Consider the following 26,089-nt stretch of genomic DNA (forward strand, 5'->3'; position numbering starts at 1 on the left):
TCAGCCGAACAGGAGGGACCGGCTGACGTCGACGTCCTGACCGATCTGGGTGAGCATCTCCTCGATGGAGTCGAAGCGGACGTTGCCGCGCAGGTGCTGCACGAAGTCGACGCCGACCTGCTCGTGGTAGAGGTCGAGGTCCAGGCGGTCGAGCACGTGCGCCTCGACGACCCGGACCGGGACGTCGTCGAAGGTCGGGTTGGTCCCCACCGAGATCGCGGCGGGCAACCTGCGCTCCGGGTCCCCGTCCGGCAGATCCAGTCGCTCCAGCCAGCCGGCATAGACGCCGTCCGCGGGCACGAGGCCGGTCATGTCCGGCCCCAGGTTGGCGGTCGGGAAGCCGAGCTCGCGGCCGCGGTGGTGCCCGTGCACGACTTCGCCGCTGACCCGGTGGGGCCGTCCCAGGATGTCTGCCGCCTCCGCGACCCTCCCCTCCGCCAGGAGGAGACGCAGGTGGGTCGAGGACCACGTGCGGGCGCCCGCGGCCGTCTCCCCCACGGGAGCGAGCTCGACCACCGCGAAACCGTGACGCTGGCCCAGCTCGCGCATGGTGTCGATGTTGCCGGAGTTGTTGACGCCGAAGCGCGAGTCCGAGCCGAGCACGACCCCGCAGGCACCCAGCGACTCGACGAACACCTCCCGCACGAACTCCTCCGGCGTCATCGCCGCCAGCTCGCGGGTGAACTCCAGGACCAGGACCCCGTCCAGCCCGGTGCCGGCCATCAGCTCGATCCGGTGCCCCAGGCCGGCCAGCTGCACCGGGGCGCGCTCCGGGTGCAGCACCGCCAGCGGCGGGGGGTCGAAGGTGACGGCGATCGCCGACGCCCGGCGGTCCCGTGCTGTGCGGACCACGGCGTCCAGCAGGGCGCGGTGCCCGCGGTGCACCCCGTCGAAGTTGCCGAGGGTCACCACGCTGGGACCGAATCCGGACGGGATCTCCTCCAGGGCGTTCCAGCGCAGCACGGGGACCACTCTAGGGTGCCGGGAAGACGACATGGCTGCGCGCCACCTCCCCGGTCTCGTCGAGCATCGCCACCAACCGGCCGTCCGGTCCGATCGCCGCCACGGGGTCCGGTCGTCCGGACACCGCGGCGGGAAGGCGCTTACCGTGGCCGAGGTCCGTGGCCTCCTGCGCGCTGAGGTGTCGCACCGGGAAGGTGGCGGCGGCCGCCTCGGCGAGCGGGACAAGGTGCGCGGCCGCGCCGTCGGCCTCCAACTGCTCCAGCGTGGTGGCCGACGCCAGGTCCACGTCGCCCACCCGGGTGCGGCGCAGCGCCGTCAGGTGCCCGCCCACCCCCAGCTCGGCGCCCAGGTCCCGGGCGAGCGCGCGCACATACGTGCCGGAGCTGACCTCCACGACGACGTCCAGGTCGACGTGGGGCAGGACGCCGTTCCCGCCCGCGGGGCCGGACCCACCGGTCGCAGCGTCACCGCCGGCGGACCAGCGGGCCTCCAGCACGTCGAAGCGCCTCACGGTGACGGGGCGGGCGGCGAGCTCGACATCTTCGCCCGCCCGGACCCTGGCGTAGGAGCGCTTGCCGCCGACCTTGATCGCACTGACCGCGCTGGGCACCTGCTGGATGACTCCGGTCAGCCCGGAGACCGCCTCCGCGATCTGCTCCCGGGTCAGCGTCGAGACGTCGCGGGTGTCGGTGACCTCGCCCTCGGCGTCGTCGGTGACGGTGCTGACCCCGAGCCGGATCGTGGCGGAGTAGGCCTTGTCGGCCCCGACGAGGAAGGTCAGCAGCTTGGTGGCCCGGTTCACGCCGAGCACCAGCACGCCGGTGGCCATCGGGTCCAGCGTGCCGGCGTGCCCGACGCGTCGGGTCGCGCACAGCCGGCGGCAACGGCCGACCACGTCATGGCTGGTCCATCCGGCGGGCTTGTCGATCACGAGCAACCCGTCGCCCACCGGCTCGAGGCCGGTCTGCTGCGGCCGCGGTGGCTGCGGCTCAGTCCCGCCCGTCGGCATACTCACCCGTCGGGTCGTCGTCGTCCGGCTCGTCACCCAACGGAGCCGCCTCCCGCGGCTTGCGGTAGGGGTCCGCCTCGCCGGCGTAGCCCCCCGCAGCCCGGCCGGCCGCGAGCTCCGCGTCCCGTTCGTGGACCTGTCGGAAGATGTCCTCGAGGTGGGCGGCGTCCTCCGGGAGGGCATCCGGGACGAACTCCAGGGTCGGTGTGAGCCGGATACCCAGTCCCCTGCCCATGTGCGAGCGCAGGCGCCCGCGGTAGGTCTGCAGCACCTCGGCGGCGTCGGCGCGCTCCTGGTCACCGCCCAGGACCGTGTAGAAGACCGTGGCCTGCTGCAGGTCGCCGGTGACCCGGACGTCGGTGATCGTGACGAACCCCAGCCTGGGGTCCTTGACCAGCGTGTCGAGCCCCTGCGCCATCAGGACCTTGATGCGCTCGGCGACCTTGCGCGCGCGTGCGGGATCAGCCATGTCTCCTCCTCGGTCGGTGCGACACGCCAGTCTAGGTCGCCCGCGGCGGCCCCGATGACAGCGCGCTCGTCCAGCACCGGGTCGAGCACAGACCGCACCCCCCGAAACCTTCCCGACAGGCCGAGGGGCCGGCCCCACCCGCAGGTGGAGCCGGCCCCTCGACATACTGCCGGTCAGCTGCGCGGGATCTCGCGCATCTCGTAGGTGGTGATGAGGTCGTCCACCTGGACGTCGTTGAACGAGCCCAGGCTGATGCCGCACTCGAAGCCCTCACGGACCTCGGTGACGTCATCCTTGAAGCGCCGCAGGCCGGCGATCTCCAGACCCTCGGTGATGACCACGCCGTCGCGGGTGATCCGCGCCTTGGCGCCGCGGCGGATCTCTCCGCTGCGGACCAGGGAACCTGCCACGTTGCCGAACTTGGAGGAGCGGAAGATCTCGCGGATCTCCGCGGTACCGGTCTCGATCTCCTCGTACTCCGGCTTGAGCATGCCCTTCAGGGCGTTCTCAATGTCCTCGATGGCCTGGTAGATCACGCCGTAGTAGCGGATCTCCACGCCCTCGCGCTCGGCGACCTCGGCGTTCTGACCCTCGGCCCGGACGTTGTAGCCCAGGATGATGGCATCCGAGGCAGCCGCCAGGTTGATGTTGTTGAGAGTGATCGCGCCGACGCCCCGGTCGATGATCCGCAGGTCGACCTCGTCGCCGACATCGATCTGCAGGAGGGCGTCCTCCAGCGCCTCGACGGAACCGGACACGTCGCCCTTGAGGATCAGGTTGAGCGTGTCGACCTTGCCCGCCGCGAGGGCCTCGTTGAGGTCCTCCAGGCTGATCCGCTTGCGCGCCTTGGCCAGCGAAGCCTGCCGGTCGGCCGCCTCGCGCTTCTCGGCGATCTGCCGGGCGGTGCGGTCGTCGGGGGCCACCACGAAGGTGTCACCCGCCCGCGGGACCGACGCCAGGCCGAGCACCTGCACCGGACGCGACGGCGTCGCCGCCTCCACGTTGTTGCCGTGCTCGTCGAGCATGGCCCGCACGCGGCCGTGCGAGGACCCTGCGACGATCGCGTCACCGACCTTCAGCGTGCCCTGCTGCACCAGCACGGTGGCCACCGGGCCGCGGCCACGGTCGAGGTTGGCCTCGATCGCCACGCCGCGGGCGTCCTTGTCGGGGTTGGCCCGCAGGTCGAGGGCGGCGTCCGCCGTGAGCAGCACCGCCTCGAGCAGCGCGTCGATGTTCTGGTTGTTGCGTGCCGACACGTCGACGAACATCGTCTCGCCGCCGTACTCCTCGGCGATCAGGTTGTACTCGGTCAGCTGCTGCCGCACCTTGGCCGGGTTGGCACCGTCGACGTCGATCTTGTTGACCGCGACCACCACCGGCACGTCCGCCGCCTGGGCGTGGTTGAGCGCCTCGATGGTCTGGGGCATCACGCCGTCGTCGGCCGCGACCACGAGGATCGCGATGTCCGTCGACTTGGCACCACGGGCACGCATGGCGGTGAACGCCTCGTGACCCGGGGTGTCGATAAAGGTGATCGGACGGTCATCGCCCTCGTGGTCGGTGTGCACCTGGTAGGCACCGATGTGCTGGGTGATGCCACCGGTCTCGCTGGCGCCGACGTCGGCCTGACGGATGGCGTCGAGCAGCCGCGTCTTGCCGTGGTCGACGTGTCCCATGACGGTCACGACCGGCGGGCGGGGCAGCAGGTCCTCGTCGCTCTCGGCCTCGGCCTCGGCCTCCAGGTCGAGCCCGAAGGACTCGAACAGGGCCTTCTCCTCCTCCTCGGGGGAGACGACACGGATGTCGTAGCCCAGCTCGGACCCGAGCACCCCGAAGGTGTCCTCGTCCAGGGACTGGGTCGCCGTGGCCATCTCACCGAGGTGGAACAGCACGGTCACCAGCGATGCCGGGTCGACGTTGATCTTGTCGGCGAAGTCGGTGAGGGAGGCCCCCCGACGCACGGTGATGGTCTGGCCGTTGCCGCGCGGGATGCTGACGCCACCGATGGTGGGTGCCTGCATCTGCTCGAACTCGGCGCGCTTGGCCCTCTTGGACTTGCGTCCGCGAACCTTTCCACCGCCACGACCGAAGGCACCCTGGGTGCCGCCGCGGCCACGGGGACCGCCGCCGGGGCGACCGCCGGGACCACCGCGGAAACCTCCCGGACCGCCGCCGGGACCGCCACCGGGGCCACCACCGGGAGCGCCGGGACGACCACGGCCACCGGGGCCGCGCGCGGGGCGCTCACCCGGACGGGGCACGGCGGCCCGGTCCGGCATCATGCCCGGGTTGGGGCGGGGACCGCCGGGACGGGGACCACCCGGGCGCGGTCCACCGGCGCCGGCCTGGCCGCCGCGGGTCCCACCGGGACGCGGCATGCCCTGCGACGACGCGAACGGGTTGTTGCCCGGACGGGGCGTGCCCGTCCGCTCACCGCCACGGTCAGGCCGGGGGCGTTCCCGGCCCATGCCCTGGGACGGCGCGAACGGGTTGTTGCCGGGTCGCGGCCCGGGCTTGCCGCCCGGACGCGGGCCGGCGCCACCCTCGCGACCGCCGGTCGCCGGACGCTCCGGACCCGGACGCGGGCCGGGGCGGGCAGCGGGGCTCGCCTTCGCCGCCGGGGCGGCGGGGTCCGCGGTGCCGGGGGTCGGCTTCTCGGCCGGGGTAGCCGCCTGGTCGGCGGTCGTCTCAGCCGTCTCGGCGGCCGCCGCGGGGGCCGCCTCAGCAGCGGGCTCCTCGGTCGGCTTCGCCGGGCCGGGCTTCGCACCGGGCTTGGCGGCCGGCTTGGGAGCCGCGGTCTTGGCCGCCGCAGTCTTGCTGGCGGTCTTCTTGGCCGCAGCCGTCTTAGTGCCCTTGGGGGCGTCGTCGGTGGCCGCAGCGGTCTTCGCCGCGGCCGGGGGGTTCTCTCGAATCTTGCGGACCACGGGAGGCTCGATGGTCGACGATGCCGACCGGACGAACTCTCCCTGCTCCTTCAGGTGGGCGAGAAGCTCCTTGCTCTCGACCCCGAGCTCCTTTGCGAGCTCATAGACCCGAACCTTAGCCACAGTTCTCCTTCGTTGGGCGTCTCGGTCCGAGCCTTGTGCGGCGCGCGACCGGGACTATTGCTGGTGGGTGCTCATTGCTGAGTACTCATCGGGTGCTCATCAGCGTCAAACCCGCTTCCGGTTCCTCGATGACAGGGCCTCGCGGCCCCGCCTGGTGGCGGACGGACCCGGTGGTCCGCCCGTCTGGCGCCCGACCCGTCGTGGATCGGACGGTCCCGTTGTGCCGGGTCAGTCGTCCTGGCCCAGCAACGCCTCCAACGCCGTCGTGTCCGGTCGGCCGGCCCTCCTCAGGGCCCGCCCGAACGCGCCGCGCGTCGTGGCAGCCGTCACGCACTCCGGTGCGGGGTGCACGTAGGCACCTCGTCCCGGTCGGCGTCGCCGTGGGTCCGGGACCACGCTCCATCCCGGCACGGGATCGGTGTGGTCGCTGGCGACGACGCGCAACAGTGCAGTCTGCTCCGCCCTGCGCCGACAGCCCAGGCAGGTGCGCACCGGAGTGCGTCCCGACTGACCGCCGGACGGCGGAACAACCTGCACCACTCTACAGGGTCAGGCGCTGGGGGCCGCGCCCGACGGGGCCGCACCAGGGGCCTGACCGTCCGCGGTGTCGGGGCGGATGTCGATGCGCCAGCCGGTCAGCTTGTGAGCGAGCCGGGCGTTCTGGCCCTCGCGGCCGATGGCGAGGGACAGCTGGTAGTCCGGCACGACCACGCGCGCCTGACGAGCCCGGTCGTCGACGATCGTGACGGACTGCACCCGGGAGGGCGACAGCGCCGAGGCCACGAACTCCGCCGGGTCGTCGCTGTAGTCGACGATGTCGATCTTCTCGCCCTGCAGCTCGGTCATCACGGCGCGCACCCGCTGCCCCATCGGACCGATGCAGGCGCCCTTGGCATTGACGCCCGGCACCGTGGCGTGCACGGCGATCTTGGTGCGGTGACCGGCCTCCCGGGCCAGCGCCTCGATCCGGACCGTGCCGTCGGCGATCTCGGGCACCTCGAGGGCGAAGAGCCGACGCACCAGGTTGGGGTGGGTCCGCGACAGGGTGATCTGCGGGCCCCGCGGACCGCGCCTGACGCTGACCACGAAGCAGCGCAGCCGCTGCCCGTGCTCGTAGGTCTCGCCGGGGACCTGCTCGGACGTCGGCAGCTCGCCCTCGACCGTGCCGAAGTCGACCAGCACGTGCCGGGGGTCGTTGGACTGCTGGATGACCCCCGAGACGATGTCGCCCTCGCGCGCCCGGAAGTCACCCAGGATCGCGTCGTCCTCCAGCTCGCGCATCCGCTGCACGATCACCTGGCGGGCGGTGGCCGCCGCCACCCGCCCGAAGCCCTCCGGAGTGTCGACGAACTCTGGGCCTGGCTCGCCGCGCAGCCCGGTCTCCTCGTCCACCGGGCCGGCCTCGCGCGCCCAGACCGTCACGTGACCGGTCTTGCGGTCCAGCTCGACCCGGGCGTTGGGAAAGTGTCCCTCGACCCTCTCGTAAGCCATCAGCAGCGCCTGCTCGATGGCCTGCACGATGGTCTCGAACGGGATCTCGCGCTCCCGCTCCAGCTGCCGCAGCACGGCGATGTCGATGTCCATCAGTCGTCCTTCCCACCCGGTCGGGTGAACTCCACCTGCACCGTGGCCGCGGCGACGCGGTCGTAGGGCAGCAGATCGTCGGGAGCATCGGCCAGCCGTATGCCGTCCGGACCGGCCTCCAGGAGGCGCGCCTCGGTCTGCGCCCCGACCGACGGCTCGCCCTCCCGCGGTCCAGCGTCCCCGGGGGCCGTGTCTCTCAGTCGCAGGCGCAGCAGCCGCCCGACGTTGCGCCGGAACTGGGCGGGCGTGGTCAGCGGGTGGTCGACCCCGAGCGAGCTGACCTCCAGGGTGTAGGGGGCGTTGCCCATCGGCTCGGTGTCGTCCATCGCCGCACCCACGGCGCGACTGGCCTCCGCCACCTCGTCCAGGCTGAGCGGCTCCACCGGGCTGGTCAGGTCATCGGTGAGCAGGTCCGAGACGTCGCGCGCGACGCCGACACGGACCAGCCGCCGTTTGCCCGCCGGGTGAACGGCGACGTCCTCCACCACGACACCAGTGCCCACGAGTGCGGCGGCAGCCACCTCGCGGACCTGCTCGGCCTGTCCCATCCCGGGCGCCTCCCTCTTCTGATGTCGCGATCCTGCTCTGATCGTGCCGGTTTCGAGCCGGAACGACCACTCTAGCCGTTCCGGTGTGTCAGGATCGCCGTCATGGCCGCTGCGATCTCCCGTCGTTCCGCGCTGGCCGTCATGGGGGTGGGGCTCGGCGCCGTGCTCGTCGCCTGCGACGGGGCACCGGCGCCTGAGGACAACAGCACCGCGACACCCGGGCCCAACCTGCCCCCAGAGGCCACGCCGACCCCCTCGCAGGCGGCCGACTCGGGCGTGCTCCTGCTGGCACTGGCCCGGGCCCAGCACCTCGCGGCCAGCAGCAGGGCCATCACGGGAGCCGACGGGTGGCGGCGCAGTGCCCACCAGCAGATTCAGACCTCCCTCGACGAGCAGGTCCGGGTCCTGGAGGAGGTGCTGCGCGCAGGTGGCGTGCCGGTGCCCACCCTGAGCCCGACGACCGAGCCCGGGGGCACCACCACGACAGGCCCCACGGACGGCGACCTCACGACCGCCTCCCCGGCTCCGTCCGGCGACTCGGTCGGCGCGACAGGCTCGGACACCGCCGGCGACGGTGCCGCCACGAGCTCGGCGCCGGGCGATGCTGTCCAGAGCACGGGGGACGCGGCCGAGAACACGGCCGATGCGGCTGCGGCCCGGGCCGTCGCCCAGCTGCGTGACCTGGCCCAGGACTGCCTCCAGGACGTCAGCACAGAGGCGCTGACGGGACTGACCGAGGTCTCTGCCGCGAACCTGCCGATGCTCATCGCCATCGCAGGTCAGCGCGGCGCCACAGCCCGGATTCTCGGCGCGGACCTGGTGTGGGAGCCGCTGACGGGCCCCAGCGATGCCGCGGCCGCCGAGCTGCTGGACGCGTACCGCCCCGCGGTCTACGGCTTCGAGGTGCTGGCCGCACGGTCCCACGGGGACGAGCGGACGGCATACGAGCGGGTCCTGTCCCCGCTCCGACAGGTGACCCGGCAGCTCACCCAGCTCGCAGGGGAGGCCGCACCGCCGGCTCCGCTGGGCTACGGGCTGCCCGAGGCGCTCGACGGGCAGGCCTCGCGGGAGCGTCTGGCCGGCTCACTCATGGCGGCCCTGCCCCCGACGATCATGGCCCCGACGAAGGGCTTCGTCGGCGATGTGGCCGCCGTGACCGGGTCGGTGCACCTGCTGGCGGAGGCTGTGCGTCTCGGTCGTCCGTGGAACCCGATGACCGGCTTCCCCGGCATGCAGGTCCCCGGTGACTGAGGCCGGCGCAGCAGCCCTGCCCCGGGCCGTCACCGACCTGGTCCCGCAGGGTCTGCTCGACCACCTGTTCCGACACGTCCCGGCCCCGGGGCACGTCACCGGCCCGGAGTGGGTGACGACGGTCCCCCGGCTGGTGCGCGAGCTGTGCGACGCCTGGGCGTTGGTGGTGACAGGACCGGCCAGCCACGGCTATGCCGCTCTCGTCCTGCCGGTCGACGGGCCGGAGGGGCCGGCGGTGCTCAAGGTCGCCTGGCCGCACCCCGAGGCTCGGGACGAGCACCGGACGCTCGGGGTCTGGGGTGGGCACGGAGCGGTCCGGTTGCTGGCCGCGGACCCGGCCCGCTGGGCCGTGCTACTGGAACGGCTCGACCCGCGGGACCTGAACGGGCCCCCGGTCGGGGTCCTGGAGTCGTGCGAGGAGATCGGGCGGTTGGCCAGGCTCCTGGACCGCCCGGCGCCGCCGTGGACGAGCCTGCGTGCCAGCGACCACCTGGCCACGCTGGTCGCGGACGTCGACGCCGTGCGCGCGGGTGAGCACGCCGGTGCCCTCCCGCGACGGCTGCTGGAACGTGGCCGGGCGCTGGCCCAGGACCTGGCGGCCGAGCCCGGGGTCGACGCCCGACTGGTGCACGGCGACCTGCACCAGGAGAACGTCCTGTGGCGGCCCGACCCGGGCGAGTGGGTGGCTATCGATCCGCAGGCCATTGCGGCCGACCTGGCCTGGGTGGTCGCCCCGGCCCTGTGGAACCGGTGGCCCGAGGCCGTCGCGGCGCACGACACGAGGCTGCACCTGAACCTGCGCCTGGAGGTCCTCTGTGAGGCGGCGGGGCTCGATCCCGACCGTGCCCGGGCGTTCGCCGAGGTGCGGATGCTCCGCAACGCGATCTGGGACGTCCAGGAGCAGCCGGCCGACCTGGAGACCTCCCTGACCCGGCTCGTGACGATCATCAAGGCCCTGCAGCCGGCGTGAACACACCACCACCCCCCGTTGTGGGCCCGGGTGGGGTTACCTCGTCTCTGCCATGGTCGAGTAGCGCGCCCGGGCGAAGGAGTACAGCCCGTAGGTGGCCAGCCCCGCGGCGACGAGCAGCAGGAGGACCACCCCGAACGGTTGGTCCCGCAGGGTCTTCAGCGCCGCGTCCATCCCGGTCTGCTGGTCCGGGTCGGCCTGCAGCGCGGCGAGCCCGATCAGGAGACCCACGATCCCCAGCGCCGCGCCCTTGGCGACGTAGCCGGTCGTCCCGAGGATGGTGACCGCCCGGGTGACCTCACGGCCCCCGGTGCCCTGGAGGTCCTCGAGGAACTTCCGGGTGAGTCCCTTGTAGACGTGGTAGGCCCCCACGCCCAGCACGACCAGACCGAGCACCCCGACCAGGACCCGACCGGCCGGTGCCGTCATCAGCGTCGAGGTGGCCTCGGTCGAGGACTCCCCGCTGTCGGCTCCCTGTCCGGTGACCACACGGAAGGCGGTCCAGCCCAGTGCCCCGTAGACCACGGCCTTGCCCACGGCCTTGCCGCGGCCGAGCAGCTGGTCTTTCGCTGACTCGTGTCGGGGCAGCAGGGCCTCGACGAGGTGCCACACGGCCAGCGCCGCGAAGGCCCCCGCGATCCCCCAGAGCAGCACCCCGCCCACGGGAGTTCCCTTGAGCTGCTGCAGCGCACCGGTCTCGTCGGCCTCCCCCGAGCCGCCCAGCGCCACCTGGCCCGCGATCCAGGCGATCAGCAGGTGCACCAGGCCACTTCCGGCATACCCGATGCGGGCGAGGAGCTCCAGGGAGTCGCTGCGTCGGGCCCGCGCGGCCACGTGCTGGACATCGTCGGTCACCCCTCGATCCCACCAGATACGGGACCTCCCGGCGAACCGGGAGCCCCCCGCGTCAGTGAGATGGCGGAGACATCGACTGCCGCGTTGCATATTTGCAACATTCCCTTAAATTGGTCGCATGGACCTCGCAGAGCGCGTCTCGACCCTGCGTCGGGTGAATGCGCTGAGTGCCCGTCAACTCGCGGCGCTGGTCGACGTCGCCCCGACGACCGTCACTCGGATCGAGGGCGGCCAGGTCAGCCCGTCCTTTGATCTGGCACAGGAGATCCTGGCCGTCCTGGGTGAACCGATCGGGTTCACCGGGGCAGCGGATGTCAGCGCGATTGCCGCTGCGCGACTGGCAGTCCACCCTGCGCTCGACATTGCGATGACGCCTGGCGCGGAGGTCTGGCAGCAGCGGTGGGCGCGCATCGGACTGATCGACGCGCGGAGTCAGGTGGTGGCAGGTAAGGACGCCGACCTGCTGTTCCGGGCCGGCAGGGTTGCCCGTCTCACCCGACGTCCGGGTGCCGTCGAGTTCAAGGCAGGTCCGACGGCGTATGACGTCGCAGACGCACTCAGCAAGGCAAGCATCGACTACGCGGTGACCGGTGACACCGGCGTCAACCTCTACCGATCCAGCGCAGGTGAGGCATGGCCAGTCCTCTATGTCGAAGATGCCGAGCGAGCGGCTCAGGTCGCGGGCCTCATCCGCAAGGAACCCGGCTCGTTCGGAATGCGGGTCACGCTGATCCCGTTTGACGGCGTCAGCGAGGTAGGGCGGACGAGCATCAAAGGTGTTGCTGTGGCTGCCCGGGATCAGGTCGTCATCGATGCCTACGGCGGCATCGACCGCATGGCCGAGCAAGCCGACATCCTGGTGGGGCGGCGAGTCACATGACGGAGTTCGCCCCACCACGCACCGAGATCGAGCGGAGCCGCCGGGCCATCGTCAACGTGGTCGATGTGTTGGCGGCCCACGCCGAGTCGCTGACGTTGGTCGGCGCTCACGCCGTCTTGTTGCGGACGATGGATCTCGACGTGCCGAGGATGCCGACTGGCGACGGCGACCTCGGTGTCACGCCCGGCTTGGTCGGCGATCTGCCGAGCATCGAGACACTGCTCGCCGATGCCGGCTACGAGCACCGCACCACGGCACGACCGGGGTTGTGGGGGCGCGAGCCATTCGACGAGGTCGACGGCACGCGGTCGTACCGGGAGAAGATCGACCTCCTGGCACCACACGGGCTCTCGGGAACGGAGAGTCGCACCAAGCGGAGTGTTCCCGCGTTGCAGGCAGCGCACGGCAAGCTCGCTGTCGGCAACGCCCTTGGTCTAGAGCTCGCTGCCTTCAACCGATCAGTGCTGACAGTCACCGACTTCGCCGACCCACGCCTATCGACGGAGGTCTTCGTAGCCGAGATCCCCGCGTTGATCCTTGCGAAGGGGTCTAAGGTCGGGGAGCGGTCCCGACGTTCGCCAGAGTGCCGAGTGGACGGCTGGCGTCCTTCGGGATCCGGTGAGCGTGGAACGCGCCAGGGTGGCCTTCGACACCTTCGTCGACCCCGCCGAGATCGACCGCGTCTTCGACCTCTGGCGTGACGTGCTGTCCTGGGCTTCCGGTGAGTTTTCGAGGTGGCACCCGAGTCCCTCCTAGGGTGGACGAGTGGGGAGTCGCCGCCTGACCCCCCGAAACATGCCTCGTGGATTACTTGGGTCCCAACGACGCACGTGCTTGTGAGGAGTCAGAGAAATGGCCAACGGTCTCACCAATGCGACAAGCCCGTACCTGCTCCAACACGCGGAGAACCCGGTCGACTGGTGGGAGTGGGGCGACGAGGCGTTCGCGGAGGCACGCGCGACGAACCGGCCGGTGTTCCTGTCGGTCGGCTATGCGGCCTGCCACTGGTGCCACGTCATGGCGCACGAGTCGTTCGAGGACCGGGGTGTGGCCGACGTGCTCAACGCGGGATTCGTCCCGGTGAAGGTGGACCGTGAGGAGCGGCCCGACGTCGACGCCGTCTACATGGACGCCACGGTGGCGATGACGGGTCAGGGCGGGTGGCCGATGACCTGCCTGCTGACGCCCGAGGGAGACCCGTTCTGGTGCGGGACCTACCTCCCGCGGCCACAGCTGCTCCAGCTGCTGCAGGCCATCAGCACCGCCTGGGGCGATCGGGAGGCCGAGGTGCGGGCGAGCGGCGCGGCGGTCGTGGATGCGCTGACCCGGGCCCAGTCCGCGCCCGGAGGGTCGCTCCCGCTCGACACCGACCTACTCGGTGACGCCGTCGCCTCCCTGACCCGGTCCTTCGACCAGGAGCACGGCGGTTTCGGCACGGCGCCGAAGTTCCCACCGAGCATGGTCCTGGAGTTCCTGCTGCGACACCACGCACGCACGGGCAGCACGTCCGCCTGGCGCATGTTGAAGGAGACCGCGGTGGCCATGGCCAGAGGCGGCCTCTACGACCAGCTCGGGGGCGGGTTCGCACGGTATGCCGTGGATCGCGCCTGGGTGGTCCCCCACTTCGAGAAGATGCTCTACGACAACGCCCAGCTCCTGCGGGTCTATGCCCACGTATGGCAGGCGGCGGGCCAGCGCGCGTCCGCCGGCCACGACGGGGACACCGGCGAGGCCACGGCTCTGCGCGCCCTCGCCGAGCGCGTCGTGCGCGAGACCGCGCAGTTCCTGCTGACGGACCTGCGGACGACCGAGGGCGGCTTCGCCTCCTCCCTCGACGCCGACACCGACGGCGTCGAGGGCGCGACCTATGTCTGGACGCCCGAGCAACTGGTCGAGGTGCTGGGCCCGGATGACGGCGCACGGGCGGCCGACCTGCTCGCGGTGACGCCCGGGGGCACCTTCGAGCACGGCACGTCCACCCTGCAGCTGCTGAGCGACCCGGACGATCCGCAGTGGTGGGCCGGTGCCCGCAGCCACCTGCGGGCGGCACGGGCCGCGCGACCGCAACCGGACCTGGACGACAAGGTGGTCACGGCGTGGAACGGGCTGGCGATCGCGGCCCTGGCCGAGGCGGGCTGGCTGCTGGAGGAGCCGGACTGGGTCCGGGCGGCGACGCACGCCGCGACCCTCGTCGTCGGTACCCACCTCGTCGACGGGCGGCTGAGGCGCAGCTCGCGGGCCGGACGGGTCGGCTCCGCCGAGGCGGTCGCCGAGGACCACGGCGACCTCATCGAGGGGCTCGTCGTGCTGCACGCCGTCACCGCGGACCCCCAGTGGCTGCACGTCGCCGGCACCCTGCTCGACGACGCGGTCGCCCGGTTCGGCGACGACGCGACCCCGGCACCGGGTGAGGCCCTCGTCATCCACGACACGGCCTCCAACGCCGAGCGGCTGGTGCTGCGACCGCGGGCCCGCGGGGACAACGCCGAGCCGTGCGGCCAGTCGGCCATCGCGAGTGCGCTCCTGTCCTACGGCGCCGCGGCCGGCTCGGGCCGGCATCTGGAGCTCGGACGCCAGGCACTGGCTCCGATGGGCACCATCGCCGCCCGGGACCCGCGCTTCGCCGGGTGGGCGCTCGCTGCGGCCGAGGCCGCGACGGCCGGTCCGCTCCAGGTCGCGATCAGCGACGGCACGGGCCAGGAGGAGCTGCAGGCGGTCGCCCGCGAGGCAGCCCCCGCGGGCTCCCTCGTCGTCGCCGGTCGCGCCGGTCAGGTGCCGCTGCTGGAGGACCGGCCGGACGTGGACGGCCTCGCCGCCGCCTACGTCTGTCGAGGCACGGTCTGCGACCTTCCCGTGACGACCGCGGCGGCCCTGCGCGAGGCGCTGCGCCCCTGAGCCTGGACCGAGCCGCCGGTCGCGGCCGGGCCGGTGCGCCCAGACCGGCCGCGCTGGCACGGTAGACGCGACCACTCGCCATACAGTGAACCCATGCGTTCCCGTGCCCGCACCCCGCTTACCCGTGCCGTGGCGGCCTCCGCGGTCGTCCCGCTCCTGCTACTCACCGCGTGCGGCGGCGACGAGCCGGGGCTGACCCCGCCACCGGCCACCACCGCGAAGGCGACCCCCGACGCTGGCCAGGACGACGCCGCCGCCGGGACCAGCACCGGCGGCAACCCGGTGCAGGACGGGTTCAACTCAGCGGGCGGCGGCACGGATGCTGCCAGCGAAACCACGACCGAGCCGGAGGGGCCCAAGGAGATCACCATCGGCGCGGCCGGCGACCTCCTCCTGCACGCGCCGGTGATCCGCAACGCCGAGGCCAACGCGGGCGGTGAGGGCTACGACTTCACGCCGATGTTCAGCGACGTCACCGAGCTGCTCAGCGACAACGATCTCACCATCTGCCACATGGAGACCCCGGTGTCGGCGGACAACACCAACCTGACGGTGCCGCGGGTGCTCATCTTCAACAGCCCCCACGAGATCGTCGACGCCGTCGTGGACGCGGGCTTCGACGGGTGCGACTTCGCCTCCAACCACACCTGGGACCAGGGCCTCGACGGCCTGGCCGAGACCCGGCAGGTGATCGAGGACGCCGGGCTGCAGTATGCCGGGCCGGTCGCCGAGGAGGGCGAGGCGGGGCACTACGCGACCTACGAGGTCGACGACGTCACGGTCGCGCAGCTCGGCTACACCTACACGATCTACAACTCCGGCCAGCCGACCACGGACATACCGCCGGAGGCCCCGTGGCTAGGTGACTACCTGTGGCCGGTGATCGGCGCCGAGGGCATCATCGCCGACGCCGAGGCGGCCAGGGCCGAGGGCGCCGACTTCGTGGTGGTGAGCATGCACTGGGGCAACGAGTACTGGACCGACCCCACCGACCAGCAGCGCGAGCTCGCCGCCGAGCTGCTGGAGTCCGACGCGGTCGACCTGATCCTCGGCACACACGTCCACGTCATCCAGCCCTGCGAGAAGATCAACGACAAGTACGTCATCTACGGGCTCGGCAACTTCCTGTCCAACCAGTCACCGGACACCACCCGGGGCGGACTGCGCAAGGAGACCCAGGAGGGCATGATCGCCCGCTTCCACCTCGTGAAGGACCCGGACGGCACGGTGACCTCGCAGATGGAGTTCCAGCCCACCCGGGTGCAGATCGACAACCACGTGATCCGCCTGGCGACGCCCGAACAGAACGCCGAGACCTATGACCGGGTCGTCGAGACCATGGACCGGCTCGGGGAGAACGCCTGCGACGCCGAGCCGATGAGCTGACGGCCGAGGGTGCTGGCTCAGCCCTCCCTCAGCGCGTGGATCAGCCGGCGAACTGTGCCCAGGTGTCGTAACCGATCTTCACGATGAAGACCACCAACAGGATGACGAACACGGTCCGGACGAAGCCACTCCCCCGCGCCACTGCCGTGCGCGCGCCGAGGTAACCGCCCAGCATGTTGCACACCCCCATCAGCAGCCCGACCTTCCACATCACGGCGCCCATCGGGATGAAGACGCACAGCGCCGCCAGGTTGGTGGCCCAGTTGGCGATCTTGGCCTTGGCGCTGGCCTGCAGGAAGCCGTAGCCGAGCAGACCGACCATCGCGAAGACGAAGAAGGAGCCGGTCCCCGGGCCCAGCGCCCCGTCATACGTCCCGATGCCCAGACCGATGAGGGCGGCGACCACGTGGTGGGTGCGGCCGGAGAAGCGCAGCTGGGACAACTGCCCCATGCTCGGCTTGGCCAGGGTGTAGGCACCGACGGCGACCAGCACCACCAGGATGATCGGGTTGAACGCCTCCTTGGGGATCCGGCTGCCGATGAACGCCCCGCCGAGGGATCCCAGGAACGCGAAGCCAGCCAGCGGCAGGGCGGTGGACAGGTCGGGGCGCACCCGGCGCAGGTAGGTCAACGAGCTGGTCGTGGTGCCACAGATGGAGCCGAGCTTGTTGGTGGCCAGGATCTGCACGGGGCTGGCGCCAGGGAAGCCGAGCAGCAGCGCCGGCAGCTGGATCAGACCGCCGCCCCCGACCACCGCGTCGATCCAGCCGGCGGTGAGTCCGGCGAGGGCCATGAGCACCAGGACCCAGACGCTGGGGTCATCCACCGCCGTGCCGGTTCCACCCGTGGACGATCCCGGCGACCTCGGCCAGGGAGTGCGCGACCGCGTCCGGCTGTGCGTCGACCTCGACCCGTTGCGCGAGCGGGATGTCGCTGTGCGGCACCAGCACGGCCCGCATCCCGACCTGCTGGGGCCCGTGCACGTCCTCGAAGAGCCGGTCCCCGACGTAGACGCAGTCGGCCGGGTCGGTGTCGACGGCCACCGCCGCGGCCCGGAACGCCTCGGGGTGCGGCTTGGTCCACGGGATCTCGCTGCTGTAGACGTCGCCGTCGATCAGCGGGAGCACCCCGTCGCGGTCGAAGATCGCCCGGTGGTGCTCCCTCGACCAGATCGTGTTGGAGAGCACACCGACCCGGATCCCCTGCTGGCGCAGCGACTCCCACAACGGTCGCACGTGCGGGTCGGTGAGCGTGTGCGGCTCCCAGAACCGGTCATAGGCGCTGCGCGCCCGGGAGTATGCCGGGTGCCCGGCCCCGTAGCCCAGTTCCTCGAGCAGGTCCTCGACGCGGGCGCTGAGGTGGTCGGCGCGGGCCCGCTGCCAGGCCCGCTCCTCAGCGTCCAGGATGCGCTCGGACAACTCGGCCGCCTCCTGCTCCGAGGCGGTCACCTCGGCCGCGAAGGCGAGCCACTGGGCGGCGTAGTCGAACTGGTGCCAGGGCGTCAGGGTCCCGCCCCAGTCGAAGATGACCGCACGGACGGGCATCAGCACGGCTCCATCAGCACTGCTCCATCAGCACGGCTCCATCAGCCCGCGGCGCCCGGACGCACCTCGGCGACGATCTCGCGGGCCGCGTCGGCGACGGCGACGTCGCGACGCTCGCCGGTGCGCCGGTCCTTGACCTCGACGGTGCCCTGCTCCAGGCCCTTGCCGACCACCACGATCGTCGGCACGCCGATCAGCTCGGCGTCCTTGAACTTCACGCCCGGGGACACCTTGACCCGGTCGTCGTAGAGCACGGTCAGGCCCTGGGCCTCGAGCTCGGCGACCAGACCCTCGGCGTGGTCGAACACCGCCTGGTCCTTGCCGGTGGCGACCAGGTGGACGTCGGCCGGGCTGAGCTCGCGGGGCCAGCACAGGCCGATCTCATCCAGCGTGCCCTCGGCCACCGCCGCCACGGCGCGGCTGACGCCGATGCCGTAGGAGCCCATCGTCACCGTGGCGAGCTTGCCGGACTCGTCGAGGACCTGCAGACCCAGCGCCTCGGCATACAGGCGTCCCAGCTGGAAGATGTGCCCCATCTCGATGCCGCGGGCCAGGGTCAGCGTGCCGTTGCCGTCCGGGCTGGGGTCGCCCTCGCGGATGTCGGCCGCGTGGATCACGCCGTCGGCGGTGAAGTCGCGCCCGTGCACCAGGTTGAACACGTGCTTGCCGTGCTCGTCGGCACCGGTCACCCAGGCCGTGCCCTCCCCGATGGAGGCGTCGAGCAGGTAGCGAATGCCGGAGGGCTTGTCCGTGCCCAGGACGCCGGGGCCGATGTAGCCCTTGGCCAGCGCCGGGAACGCGGCGAAGTCCTTGTCCTCGAACGGGCCGGGCTCGGCGGGCGAGACCTGCGCCTCGAGCCGCTTGGCGTCGACCTCGCGGTCTCCGGGCACACCGACGGCCAGCGGCTCGCGGGTGCCGTCGGGGTGGGTGAGCATGACCAGCACGTTCTTGAGGGTGTCGGCGGCGGTCCACTCCCGGCCGTCCTCGCGCGGGTGGTTGGCGTTGGCCGAGGCGACCAGCGTCTCGATGGTGGGCGTGTCCGGGGTGTCGTGGACCCGGGCCGCGGGCACCCCGGACGCGTCCACGGGGGCCGGGGTGGGCACCTGCACCGCCTCGACGTTCGCGGCATACTCCCCCGTCGTGCTGCGCACGAACGTGTCCTCGCCGTGCGGGCTGACCGCGAGGAACTCCTCGCTGGCCGACCCACCCATCGCGCCGGAGTCGGCGTAGACGATGACGTAGTCGAAGCCGAGCCGGTCGAAGATCCTGACATAGGCCTCGCGGTGCCGCTGGTAGGCCGCCTCCAGCCCCTCGTCGTGCACGTCGAAGGAGTAGGAGTCCTTCATGATGAACTCGCGGCCGCGCAGCAGCCCCGCGCGCGGACGCGCCTCGTCGCGGTACTTGGTCTGGATCTGGTAGAGGCTGACCGGCAGATCCTTGTAGGAGGAGAACAGGTCCTTGACCGTGAGGGTGAACATCTCCTCGTGGGTCGGCCCGAGCAGCATGTCGTTGCCCTTGCGGTCCTGCAGCCGGAAGATGTTGGGACCGTACTCCTCCCACCGGTTGGTGGCCTGGTAGGGCTCCTTGGGCAGCAGCGCGGGGAAGCTCAGCTCCTGGGCGCCCATGGCGTCCATCTCCTCGCGGATGACCGCCTCGACCTTGCGCAGCACGCGCAGCCCCAGCGGCAGCCAGGAGTAGATCCCCGGGGCCGCACGACGGATGTAGCCCGCGCGGACCAGCAGCTTGTGGCCCGGCAGCTCAGCGTCCGCCGGGTCCTCGCGCAGGGTCCGCAGGAACAGGGTCGACATCCGCAGTGCCACGTGGGCTCCTTCATCTCGGGGAGGCCGACCGCCGGCTCGGGCGGTCGGGGTCACCGACCGAGGATATCTCCACCGGGCGCGTGGTCCTGCGCCCCCAGACCGACAGGGGCCGCCGGATCCTGCGTCCCGCAGGCTGACCGAGCCCAGCGCGCGGCGGCGGGTAGCCTCCGAGCGTGACCGTGACTCGACCTTCCCGGCCCGGACGGCTGCGCCGCTATCCCCGGCGCCGCCACGTCGTCGGCGACCTGCGCTACTGGCGCAACGTGCGCCTGCCCGGGCTCGACCGCCGCAGCGACATCTACGTGTGGCTCCCGCCCGGTTACCGGCGTGGCAGGGAGCGCTACCCGGTCGTCTACCTGCACGACGGTGGCAACCTCTTCGATGCCCGCACCTCCTTCGCGGGAGCGACCTGGCGGGCGGACGAGGCGTTCACCTGGCTGCACTCCCAGGGTGTCGACGCCATCGCCGTGGGGGTGCCGTGCTCGCCGGACCGCCGCATCGAGGAGTACACGCCCTACCTCGGTCAGGAGGTCCTCGCCGCACAGCCCGATCTCGGTGCGGCGGACGCTGACTCCTACGTCACCTTCCTCACCGACCACCTCAAACCGTGGGTCGACGCCACCGTGCGCACCCGCCCGGAGCGCGAGCACACGTTGACCGCTGGCTCCTCGATGGGCGGCGTCGTCAGCATGCACGCCTGGGTCCGCCGCCCCGACGTCTTCGGCGGGATCGGTGCCTTCTCGACCGCATTCTGGGTGCCTGGCGAGCAGCACCTGCTCGAGGTCGAGCAGGCGATCGCCGCGCCGCACCCGCCCACCAGGTTCTATCTGGACGTCGGCGGGCGGGAGACCCCGGACGACCCGACGCGGCAGCTCGCCTACCGCCACGACACAGAACGTGTCGTGGCGGCGCTGCAGGCCGCCGACGTCCCGGTGCGCTACACCTACGACTCGGCGGCCTACCACTTCGAGACCGCCTGGGCCGCACGACTGCCGGGCGCCCTGCGGTGGCTCCTGCAGGAGTATGCCGTGCGCCCGCCGGGGGCGGGATAGGTCCGGTCCGCGCAGGTCCGGCAGGGATCAGACGCCCAGGTAGGCCTGCACCACGCGCTCGTCGGCGAGCAGGTCGGCGGCGGGACCCTCGTGGGCGATCTCGCCGCTGGCCAGCACGTATCCGTGGTCTGCGGCCCGTAGGGCGCGGCGCGCGTTCTGCTCGATCAGGACGACCGTGGTGCCCGACGCGCGGATCTCCTCGATGACGCCGAAGACCTCGTCGACGATCTTGGGCGCCAGCCCCATGGACGGCTCGTCCAGCAGGATCAGCCGCGGACGCGCCACGAGGGCGCGACCGATGGCCAGCATCTGCTGCTCACCGCCGGACAGCGCCCCCGCCGGCAGGTCACGTCGCTCGGCGAGCACCGGGAACCGCTCGTAGACCTCCGTGATGGCCGCCGAGTCGTTGGTGTGCCAGCCGCCCAGCTGGAGGTTCTCGTGGATGGTCAGTGTGCCCAGGACCTGACGCCCCTCCGGGACCTGCACCAGGCCCTCACCGACCAGGCTGTGCGCCGGGGTCCTGGTGATGTCGCGACCCTCGAAGGTGATCGTGCCGGACCTGGGCCGCACGATGCCGGAGATGGCGTTGATGATGGAGGACTTGCCCGCGCCGTTGGCCCCGACCAGGGTGACCAGCGAGCCCTGGAGCACCTCGAAGGACACACCGCGCACCGCCTCGACCCGACCGTAGGTGACGACCAGGTCCTCGACCCGCAGGATCGGCTCCGCCGCAGGAGCGGTTGTCGCGTGGGTCTCGGTCATGATGCGTCCTCCGACTCGGAGCTGCCGAGATAGGCCTCGACCACAGCGGGGTTGTTGGCGATCTCCTCGGGCGTGCCGGTGGCGATGACCTCACCGAAGTTGAGCACCACGATGCGGCTGCAGGTCTTCATGACCATGCCGACGTTGTGCTCGATCAGCAGGATGGTCAGACCGTCCTGCGCCAGCGACCCGATGAGGTCGGAGAGGGCGTCGGCCTCGACGTGGTTCATGCCCGCCGCCGGCTCGTCCAGGATCAGCAGTGAGGGGTCCGAGGCCAGGGCCCGGGCGATCTCCAGGCGGCGCTGATCGCCGTAGGACAGCGCGGATGCCTTCACGCCCTCCTTGTCCGCGAGGCCGACCCGGTTGAGGCAGTGAGCGGCGTGGACCGCCAGCCGCCGCTCGTCGCGCCGTGCTGACGGCAGCCACAGCATCCGGCGCAGGAAGGTCGGCTTGCTCACCAGGTGCCCGCCGACCATGACGTTCTCCAGCGCCGAGAGCCGGGCAAAGAGCTTGGAGTGCTGGAAGGTGCGGCTCACGCCCGCAGCGGCGACCTTGTGCACCGCGACCCCGCCGGGGTCAAGACCCAGCACCTCGGCGGTGCCGGAGGTGGGCTTCGTCATGCCGCTGATCATGTTGACCAGGGTGGTCTTGCCCGCCCCGTTCGGTCCGATGAGACCGATGATCTCGCCGCCGGTGATATGCAGGTCGATGTCCCGGTTGGCGTGGACGCCGCCGTAGTCCTTGCCCAGGCCCTGCAGCTTGACCACGGTCTGTCCGTCGGTGGGATGGACCCGCTGGGAGAGTCTGCTCTCGACCTCGGCCCGCTCGTCGGCGCTGCCGGTGACCAGCCGGGCCGCACGGCGAGGCAGGAGACTGGCCAGGCCACCGGGCAGGAACAGGATCACCAGGAGCAGCAGCAGGCTGGCCAGGAACGGCCGGATCCAGCCGGCCTCGATCCCGATCGCGCGCTGCACCTCGGGCACCATCGTCAGGAAGACACTGCCCAGCAGCGGGCCGACGAAGGCGGTGGAGCCGCCGACCACGGCGGTGACCAGTCCGTCGATCGCCTGCGCGAAGCCGAAGTCCTCCGGGGCGATCAGCCGGACGTAGAAGGCCCACAGCACGCCGTAGAGACCGGCGATGGCGCCGGCCGCGATGAAGGCGGAGAGGCGGTGGTTGCCCACGTCGATGCCCATCGCCCGGGCGGCCAGCTCGTCCTCGCGGATGGCCTCGAGCGCGCGGCCGTAGCGCGTGGGGCCCTGCCGCCAGAACCAGTAGGCGACCAGCGCCAAGACGACCCAGGCCATCCACGGCTCCAGGATCTTGGGCACCGACATGCCCTGGGCACCACCGGTCCACTCCATGTTGATGATCAGGATGCGGACCGCCTCGGCGAAGGCCAGCGTGGCGATCGCCAGGAAGACGCCACGCAGCCGCATCGTCGGCAGCCCCAGGATGAGCGCGGCGGCGGCGCCCACCGCCATGCCGATGACGATGGCGATCAGCAGGGCGGGGAGGTCACCGACATCGCCCGGGTCGGGCGCCAGGCTGGCCGCGGTGAAGGCCGCCAGGGAGGCGAAGCCGGCCTGGCCCAGACTCAGCTGGCCCGCGACGAGGACGGCGTAGAAGGAGTAGGCGAAGATCGCGGTCAGCGCGATGAAGACGAAGGTCGACTCGGTGAACACTCAGACCTCACGCACCTTGCGAGCACCGAACAGACCCTGCGGACGCACCAGCAGGATCAGGAACAACAAGCCGAAGGCGACCATGTCGCGCCAGCTCGACCCGACATACTGCACCGCGAAGACCTCGGCGAGCCCGAGCAGGAGGCCACCCACGAGGGCACCGGGCAGCGAGCCCATGCCCCCCACGATGATGACCGCCAGGCCCTTGAGCTCGATCGCCGTGCCCATCCCGAGCTGGGCGCTGTTGACGTTCATCGCGAACAACGCTCCGGCGACCGCACCCAGGGCGGAGGAGATCGCGAAGGTCGTCATGGTCACCCGGTCGACGTTGATGCCGAGCACCCGCGCCGCCGTCGGGTTCTCGGCGATGGCACGCATCCCGCGTCCGAGCCTGGACCGTGCGACGAGCAGGCTGAGCCCGACCATGAGCAGCACTGAGATCACCAGGATGGCGACCTGCAGGAGCGTCACATGGGCGCCGAACACCGTGAACGTCGTGCTCGGGAAGGAGTCCACCGGGAAGCGCCGGGTGTTCGGCCCGTAGCGCCACTGCAGCAGCGCGATGAACATCCCGGCCAGCGCTATCGATGAGATCAACCCCGCGAAGTGGGCGTCGGGTCTGTCCTTCAGTGGTCGGAACGCGACGCGTTCGATGATCACACCGAGGAGACTGCCGACCACGAACACGATCGGCAGGGTGAGCCAGATCGACAGACCGGCGACCTCCACGAGCTCGATCCCGACGAAGGCGGACACGGCGAAGACCGCCGGGTGGGCCAGGTTCAGCCGGTCCAGCACTCCGAAGACCAGCGTGAAGCCGATCGCGAAGAGTGCGTAGATGGACCCGGTGAACAGTCCGTTGAGCAGTTGTTGCATGTCCGCCTCCGTCAGGGGTCAGGGCGTGGGAGCGCGATCAGTCGTCAGCGGCAACGCCTCAGGGCAGGACGGTGAAGCTGCCGCCCTCGACGACCTGGACGACCGCGTCGTGCTCGGCGTCCCGGTCCGCGTTGATGCTGATCGAGCCCAGCACGGTCGGCATGTCGGAGATGCCACCCAGGCCCTCCTTGATCGCGTCGCGCTCCGCGGAGCAGCCGCTGCGCACCGCCGCGTCGATGATGTGCAGGGCGGCGTAGGCCTGTGCGGCGAACTGGTCGGGCTGGCTGCCGAACTTCTCCTCGTAGTCCGCCAGGAACGCGGTGTTCTCGGCGTTGTCGGAGGCGGAGTTCCAGGCGGCACCGACCACGACGCCCTCGGCGGCCTCGCCCGCGTCGGCCATCAGCTGCGGGTTGTTGAAGCCGTTGCCGCCGATGATCGGCACCTCGATGCCGAGCTCGCGGGCCTGGGTGACCAGCGGGATGGCCGCCTCGATGAGACCGGAGACGAAGATGGCGTCCGGGTTGGCGTTCTTGGCCTCGGTCAGCAGCGCCCGGAAGTCCGTGTCGGACTTGGAGAAGGTCAGCGTGTCCGCGACGGTCACGTCGGACTCCTCGAGCGAGGAGGCCATGACCTCATAGCCCGACTCGGTGAAGGCGTCGTCGTTGGAGTACATGACGATGACACTCTGCAGGTCGTAGGTCTCGATGGCCTTGGCCACGGTCTGCGGGATGACCTGTGCCTCGGTCAGGCTGTTGCGGAAGATGTAGTCACCCTGCTCGGTGATGCCGGCGGCGGTGTTGGAGATCGCCAGCACCGGCACGCTCCCCTCCTGGGCGATGGGCTGGGCCTGGAACGCGGTGTTGGACAGCGTGGGGCCGATGATGATGCTGGTGCCGTCGTCGACGAAGCCCTCGAACACGCTGATCGCCTGACGGGGGTCGGTCTGGTCGTCCTCGATGGTCAGGGTGTAGGTGACGCCCTCCTTCTCGTTCAGGTCCTCGGCCGCGAGCTCCAGACCGTTCTTCTGCGACTCCCCGTAGGACGCCGCGGCGCCGGTGAGGGACAGCGCGGCACCGACGGCCACCTCGCCGTCGATGACGCAGTCGTCGCCGGTGCCCTCGCCGGCCAGGGCGCCGTCGGTCTCGCCGCCGCCGTCGTCGGATCCGCACGCGGTGAGCGCGAGGGCCAGCACGCCGGCCGCCGCGGTGAGCTTGAACAGGTTGGTGCGCATAGAACTTCCTCCAGGTTGAACGTCAGGGACTAGGGGTGGTGCGGGGACGTGGCGGCGCCGGCCGGGTGCAGCACGGCGTGGCCGGGGGTGAGTTGGTCGAGTGAGGTGACGCCGAGCAGCCGCATGGTTCGGTGGACCTGGGAGATGAGTATGTCGAGCGCCCGGGTGACGCCTGCCTCTCCCCCGGCCATCAGGCCGTAGAGGTAGGCGCGGCCGACCATCACGGCATCGGCACCGTTGGCGACGGCGGCCACGATGTCGCCGCCGTGCATGACGCCGGTGTCCAGGAGCACCGGGACCCGGCCCGCTGCCGCCCTGACGACCTCCGGCAGGACCTCCAGGGGCGTGACCGAGCGGTCCAGCTGACGGCCACCGTGGTTGGAGACCACCAGCCCGTCGGCTCCCAGGTCGATGAACTCCCGGGCGTCCTCGACGTTCTGGATGCCCTTGAGCACGATGGCCCCGGACCAGTTCTCCCGCAGCCACACCAGGTCGTTGGTGTTGAGGGTCGGGTCGAACATCCGGTTGACCAGCTGCTCGACGGTGCCGCCGGACTCACGCAGCGAGGCGAACTCCAGCGGCTCGGTGGTCAGCAGGTTCGCCCACCAGCGTGGGTGCAGTGCCATGTCGGCCAGCGTCCTGGGCGTCAGCTGCGGTGGGATGGTCATTCCGTTGCGGACGTCGCGGAGCCGCTGCCCCGCGATGGCGGTGTCCACCGTCAGCACGAGCGTGCCGAAGCCGGCCGCCTGAGCCCGGGCCATGAGCTCCAGCGAGGCGTCCCGGTCCTGCCAGAGATAGAGCTGGAACCAGCGCTGCAGGTCCGGCACCTCGGCCGCGAGGTCCTCGACCGAGACCGTGCCCATCGTGGACAGGGTGTAGGGCACCCCTGCGCGCGCGGCGGCCCGACCCACCGCACGCTCCCCCTCGTGCTGCATCATCCGGGTGAAGCCGGTGGGGGCCAGGACCAGCGGGATCGGGCTGGTCACGTCGAGGATCCGGACCGCACTCTCCACACGCGAGACGTCGCGCAGCACCCGGGGCCGGAACTCGACCCGGCCGAAGGCCGCGCGTGCCCGGGTCAGGCTCAGCTCGCTCTCGGCAGCTCCGTCGACGTAGTCGAAGGCCGAGCGCGGGGTCCGACGTCGACCGATCTGACGCAGGTCCTCGATCGTGGTGGCCCGTTCCACCGCGCGGCGGGTGCGATGCAGCGTGGGTCGCTCGACCTTGACGAGCGGACGCAACTCCTCGACCCTGGGGAGTCG

Annotated in this window: 23 protein-coding genes; 7 read left to right on the forward strand and 16 right to left on the reverse strand. The window is 71.4% G+C overall.

What is annotated here, in order from left to right; genetic code table 11:
- From MWU75_RS03680 to MWU75_RS03710, 7 genes are all read right to left on the reverse strand, one after another.
- Positions 1-963, reverse strand: a complete 963-nt coding sequence (locus MWU75_RS03680; protein ID WP_247088252.1) for a bifunctional riboflavin kinase/FAD synthetase — start codon at positions 961-963, stop codon at positions 1-3.
- 10 nt (positions 964-973) lie between these two features.
- Positions 974-1,972 (reverse strand): tRNA pseudouridine(55) synthase TruB, encoded by a 999-nt coding sequence (truB, locus tag MWU75_RS03685; protein ID WP_247088853.1) that lies wholly within the window; start codon positions 1,970-1,972, stop codon positions 974-976.
- Positions 1,953-2,441, reverse strand: a complete 489-nt coding sequence (gene rbfA, locus MWU75_RS03690; protein ID WP_247088253.1) for a 30S ribosome-binding factor RbfA — start codon at positions 2,439-2,441, stop codon at positions 1,953-1,955. Before rbfA ends, truB begins: the two co-directional genes overlap by 20 nt.
- Before the next feature lie 173 nt (positions 2,442-2,614).
- Positions 2,615-5,488: a translation initiation factor IF-2 gene (gene infB, locus MWU75_RS03695; protein WP_247088254.1), complete on the reverse strand. Its 2,874-nt coding sequence runs from the start codon at positions 5,486-5,488 to the stop codon at positions 2,615-2,617.
- 228 nt (positions 5,489-5,716) lie between these two features.
- Positions 5,717-6,028, reverse strand: a complete 312-nt coding sequence (locus tag MWU75_RS03700; protein WP_348647729.1) for a YlxR family protein — start codon at positions 6,026-6,028, stop codon at positions 5,717-5,719.
- A 9-nt stretch (positions 6,029-6,037) separates the two neighbouring features.
- The gene (gene nusA, locus MWU75_RS03705) at positions 6,038-7,072 is read right to left on the reverse strand and encodes a transcription termination factor NusA (RefSeq protein WP_247088256.1); all 1,035 of its coding nucleotides are present in this window, start codon (positions 7,070-7,072) and stop codon (positions 6,038-6,040) included.
- Complete coding sequence (locus MWU75_RS03710; RefSeq protein ID WP_247088258.1) at positions 7,072-7,620, reverse strand: ribosome maturation factor RimP; 549 nt, start codon at positions 7,618-7,620, stop codon at positions 7,072-7,074. Before MWU75_RS03710 ends, nusA begins: the two co-directional genes overlap by 1 nt.
- A gap of 102 nt (positions 7,621-7,722) precedes the next feature.
- Between MWU75_RS03710 and MWU75_RS03715 the strand changes: the two genes are divergently transcribed.
- Positions 7,723-8,871 (forward strand): DUF4439 domain-containing protein, encoded by a 1,149-nt coding sequence (locus MWU75_RS03715; RefSeq protein ID WP_247088260.1) that lies wholly within the window; start codon positions 7,723-7,725, stop codon positions 8,869-8,871.
- Positions 8,864-9,841 carry an aminoglycoside phosphotransferase family protein gene (locus MWU75_RS03720; RefSeq protein ID WP_247088261.1) on the forward strand — a complete coding sequence of 326 codons (978 nt, stop codon included), beginning with the start codon at positions 8,864-8,866 and terminating at the stop codon, positions 9,839-9,841. Before MWU75_RS03715 ends, MWU75_RS03720 begins: the two co-directional genes overlap by 8 nt.
- Before the next feature lie 36 nt (positions 9,842-9,877).
- Here the strand turns inward: MWU75_RS03720 and MWU75_RS03725 are convergent, their stop codons facing one another.
- The gene (locus MWU75_RS03725) at positions 9,878-10,696 is read right to left on the reverse strand and encodes a DUF1206 domain-containing protein (protein WP_247088262.1); all 819 of its coding nucleotides are present in this window, start codon (positions 10,694-10,696) and stop codon (positions 9,878-9,880) included.
- Between the two features lie 118 nt (positions 10,697-10,814).
- On the opposite strand from MWU75_RS03725, the gene MWU75_RS03730 reads away from it, so the two are divergent.
- From MWU75_RS03730 to MWU75_RS03745, 4 genes are all read left to right on the forward strand, one after another.
- A complete protein-coding gene (locus tag MWU75_RS03730; protein WP_247088263.1) occupies positions 10,815-11,576 on the forward strand; it encodes a helix-turn-helix transcriptional regulator in 762 nt (253 codons plus the stop codon).
- The gene (locus MWU75_RS03735) at positions 11,573-12,277 is read left to right on the forward strand and encodes a hypothetical protein (protein WP_247088264.1); all 705 of its coding nucleotides are present in this window, start codon (positions 11,573-11,575) and stop codon (positions 12,275-12,277) included. The genes MWU75_RS03730 and MWU75_RS03735 overlap by 4 nt, the downstream gene beginning before the upstream one ends.
- Positions 12,278-12,428: 151 nt before the next feature.
- Complete coding sequence (locus MWU75_RS03740; protein WP_247088265.1) at positions 12,429-14,471, forward strand: thioredoxin domain-containing protein; 2,043 nt, start codon at positions 12,429-12,431, stop codon at positions 14,469-14,471.
- A 93-nt stretch (positions 14,472-14,564) separates the two neighbouring features.
- A complete protein-coding gene (locus MWU75_RS03745) occupies positions 14,565-15,857 on the forward strand; it encodes a CapA family protein (protein WP_247088266.1) in 1,293 nt (430 codons plus the stop codon).
- A 40-nt stretch (positions 15,858-15,897) separates the two neighbouring features.
- Here the strand turns inward: MWU75_RS03745 and MWU75_RS03750 are convergent, their stop codons facing one another.
- From MWU75_RS03750 to MWU75_RS03760, 3 genes are read right to left on the reverse strand one after another with little or no spacing between them, the layout of a single operon-like run.
- Complete coding sequence (locus MWU75_RS03750) at positions 15,898-16,683, reverse strand: TSUP family transporter (RefSeq protein ID WP_247088267.1); 786 nt, start codon at positions 16,681-16,683, stop codon at positions 15,898-15,900.
- Positions 16,676-17,401, reverse strand: coding sequence for an HAD family hydrolase (locus tag MWU75_RS03755; RefSeq protein ID WP_247088268.1), 726 nt, complete (start codon positions 17,399-17,401; stop codon positions 16,676-16,678). Before MWU75_RS03755 ends, MWU75_RS03750 begins: the two co-directional genes overlap by 8 nt.
- A gap of 41 nt (positions 17,402-17,442) precedes the next feature.
- Positions 17,443-19,221, reverse strand: a complete 1,779-nt coding sequence (locus MWU75_RS03760; protein WP_247088270.1) for a proline--tRNA ligase — start codon at positions 19,219-19,221, stop codon at positions 17,443-17,445.
- Positions 19,222-19,394: 173 nt separating this feature from the next.
- Between MWU75_RS03760 and MWU75_RS03765 the strand changes: the two genes are divergently transcribed.
- Complete coding sequence (locus MWU75_RS03765) at positions 19,395-20,273, forward strand: alpha/beta hydrolase-fold protein (RefSeq protein WP_247088272.1); 879 nt, start codon at positions 19,395-19,397, stop codon at positions 20,271-20,273.
- Positions 20,274-20,300: 27 nt separating this feature from the next.
- Here MWU75_RS03765 and MWU75_RS03770 read toward each other — a convergent pair whose 3' ends face one another.
- The 5 genes from MWU75_RS03770 to MWU75_RS03790 are packed head-to-tail and all read right to left on the reverse strand — an operon-like array spanning position 20,301 to position 26,068.
- Positions 20,301-21,035: an ABC transporter ATP-binding protein gene (locus MWU75_RS03770; protein ID WP_247088274.1), complete on the reverse strand. Its 735-nt coding sequence runs from the start codon at positions 21,033-21,035 to the stop codon at positions 20,301-20,303.
- Positions 21,032-22,720, reverse strand: coding sequence for a branched-chain amino acid ABC transporter ATP-binding protein/permease (locus MWU75_RS20190; protein ID WP_247088276.1), 1,689 nt, complete (start codon positions 22,718-22,720; stop codon positions 21,032-21,034). The genes MWU75_RS03770 and MWU75_RS20190 overlap by 4 nt, the downstream gene beginning before the upstream one ends.
- Positions 22,721-23,596, reverse strand: coding sequence for a branched-chain amino acid ABC transporter permease (locus tag MWU75_RS03780; RefSeq protein ID WP_247088278.1), 876 nt, complete (start codon positions 23,594-23,596; stop codon positions 22,721-22,723).
- 58 nt (positions 23,597-23,654) lie between these two features.
- Entirely contained in the window at positions 23,655-24,827 is a 1,173-nt protein-coding gene (locus MWU75_RS03785) for an ABC transporter substrate-binding protein (protein ID WP_247088280.1), read from the reverse strand.
- 29 nt (positions 24,828-24,856) lie between these two features.
- Entirely contained in the window at positions 24,857-26,068 is a 1,212-nt protein-coding gene (locus tag MWU75_RS03790) for an alpha-hydroxy acid oxidase (RefSeq protein ID WP_247088281.1), read from the reverse strand.
- Positions 26,069-26,089: the final 21 nt, after the last annotated feature.

This window comes from Ornithinimicrobium sp. F0845, from assembly GCF_023015765.1.
Taxonomy (GTDB): Bacteria; Actinomycetota; Actinomycetes; order Actinomycetales; family Dermatophilaceae; genus Ornithinicoccus.

Excerpts from the sequence above, each read along its gene's own strand:
- truB (WP_247088853.1), bottom strand. The coding sequence starts at position 1,972 with ATGCCGACGGGCGGGACTGAGCCGCAGCCACCGCGGCCGCAGCAGACC.
- rbfA (WP_247088253.1), bottom strand. The coding sequence starts at position 2,441 with ATGGCTGATCCCGCACGCGCGCGCAAGGTCGCCGAGCGCATCAAGGTC.
- nusA (WP_247088256.1), bottom strand. The coding sequence starts at position 7,072 with ATGGACATCGACATCGCCGTGCTGCGGCAGCTGGAGCGGGAGCGCGAG.
- MWU75_RS03710 (WP_247088258.1), bottom strand. The coding sequence starts at position 7,620 with ATGGGACAGGCCGAGCAGGTCCGCGAGGTGGCTGCCGCCGCACTCGTG.
- MWU75_RS03715 (WP_247088260.1), top strand. The coding sequence starts at position 7,723 with ATGGCCGCTGCGATCTCCCGTCGTTCCGCGCTGGCCGTCATGGGGGTG.
- MWU75_RS03730 (WP_247088263.1), top strand. The coding sequence starts at position 10,815 with ATGGACCTCGCAGAGCGCGTCTCGACCCTGCGTCGGGTGAATGCGCTG.
- MWU75_RS03735 (WP_247088264.1), top strand. The coding sequence starts at position 11,573 with ATGACGGAGTTCGCCCCACCACGCACCGAGATCGAGCGGAGCCGCCGG.
- MWU75_RS03740 (WP_247088265.1), top strand. The coding sequence starts at position 12,429 with ATGGCCAACGGTCTCACCAATGCGACAAGCCCGTACCTGCTCCAACAC.
- MWU75_RS03745 (WP_247088266.1), top strand. The coding sequence starts at position 14,565 with ATGCGTTCCCGTGCCCGCACCCCGCTTACCCGTGCCGTGGCGGCCTCC.
- MWU75_RS03755 (WP_247088268.1), bottom strand. The coding sequence starts at position 17,401 with ATGCCCGTCCGTGCGGTCATCTTCGACTGGGGCGGGACCCTGACGCCC.
- MWU75_RS03770 (WP_247088274.1), bottom strand. The coding sequence starts at position 21,035 with ATGACCGAGACCCACGCGACAACCGCTCCTGCGGCGGAGCCGATCCTG.
- MWU75_RS03780 (WP_247088278.1), bottom strand. The coding sequence starts at position 23,596 with ATGCAACAACTGCTCAACGGACTGTTCACCGGGTCCATCTACGCACTC.
- MWU75_RS03785 (WP_247088280.1), bottom strand. The coding sequence starts at position 24,827 with ATGCGCACCAACCTGTTCAAGCTCACCGCGGCGGCCGGCGTGCTGGCC.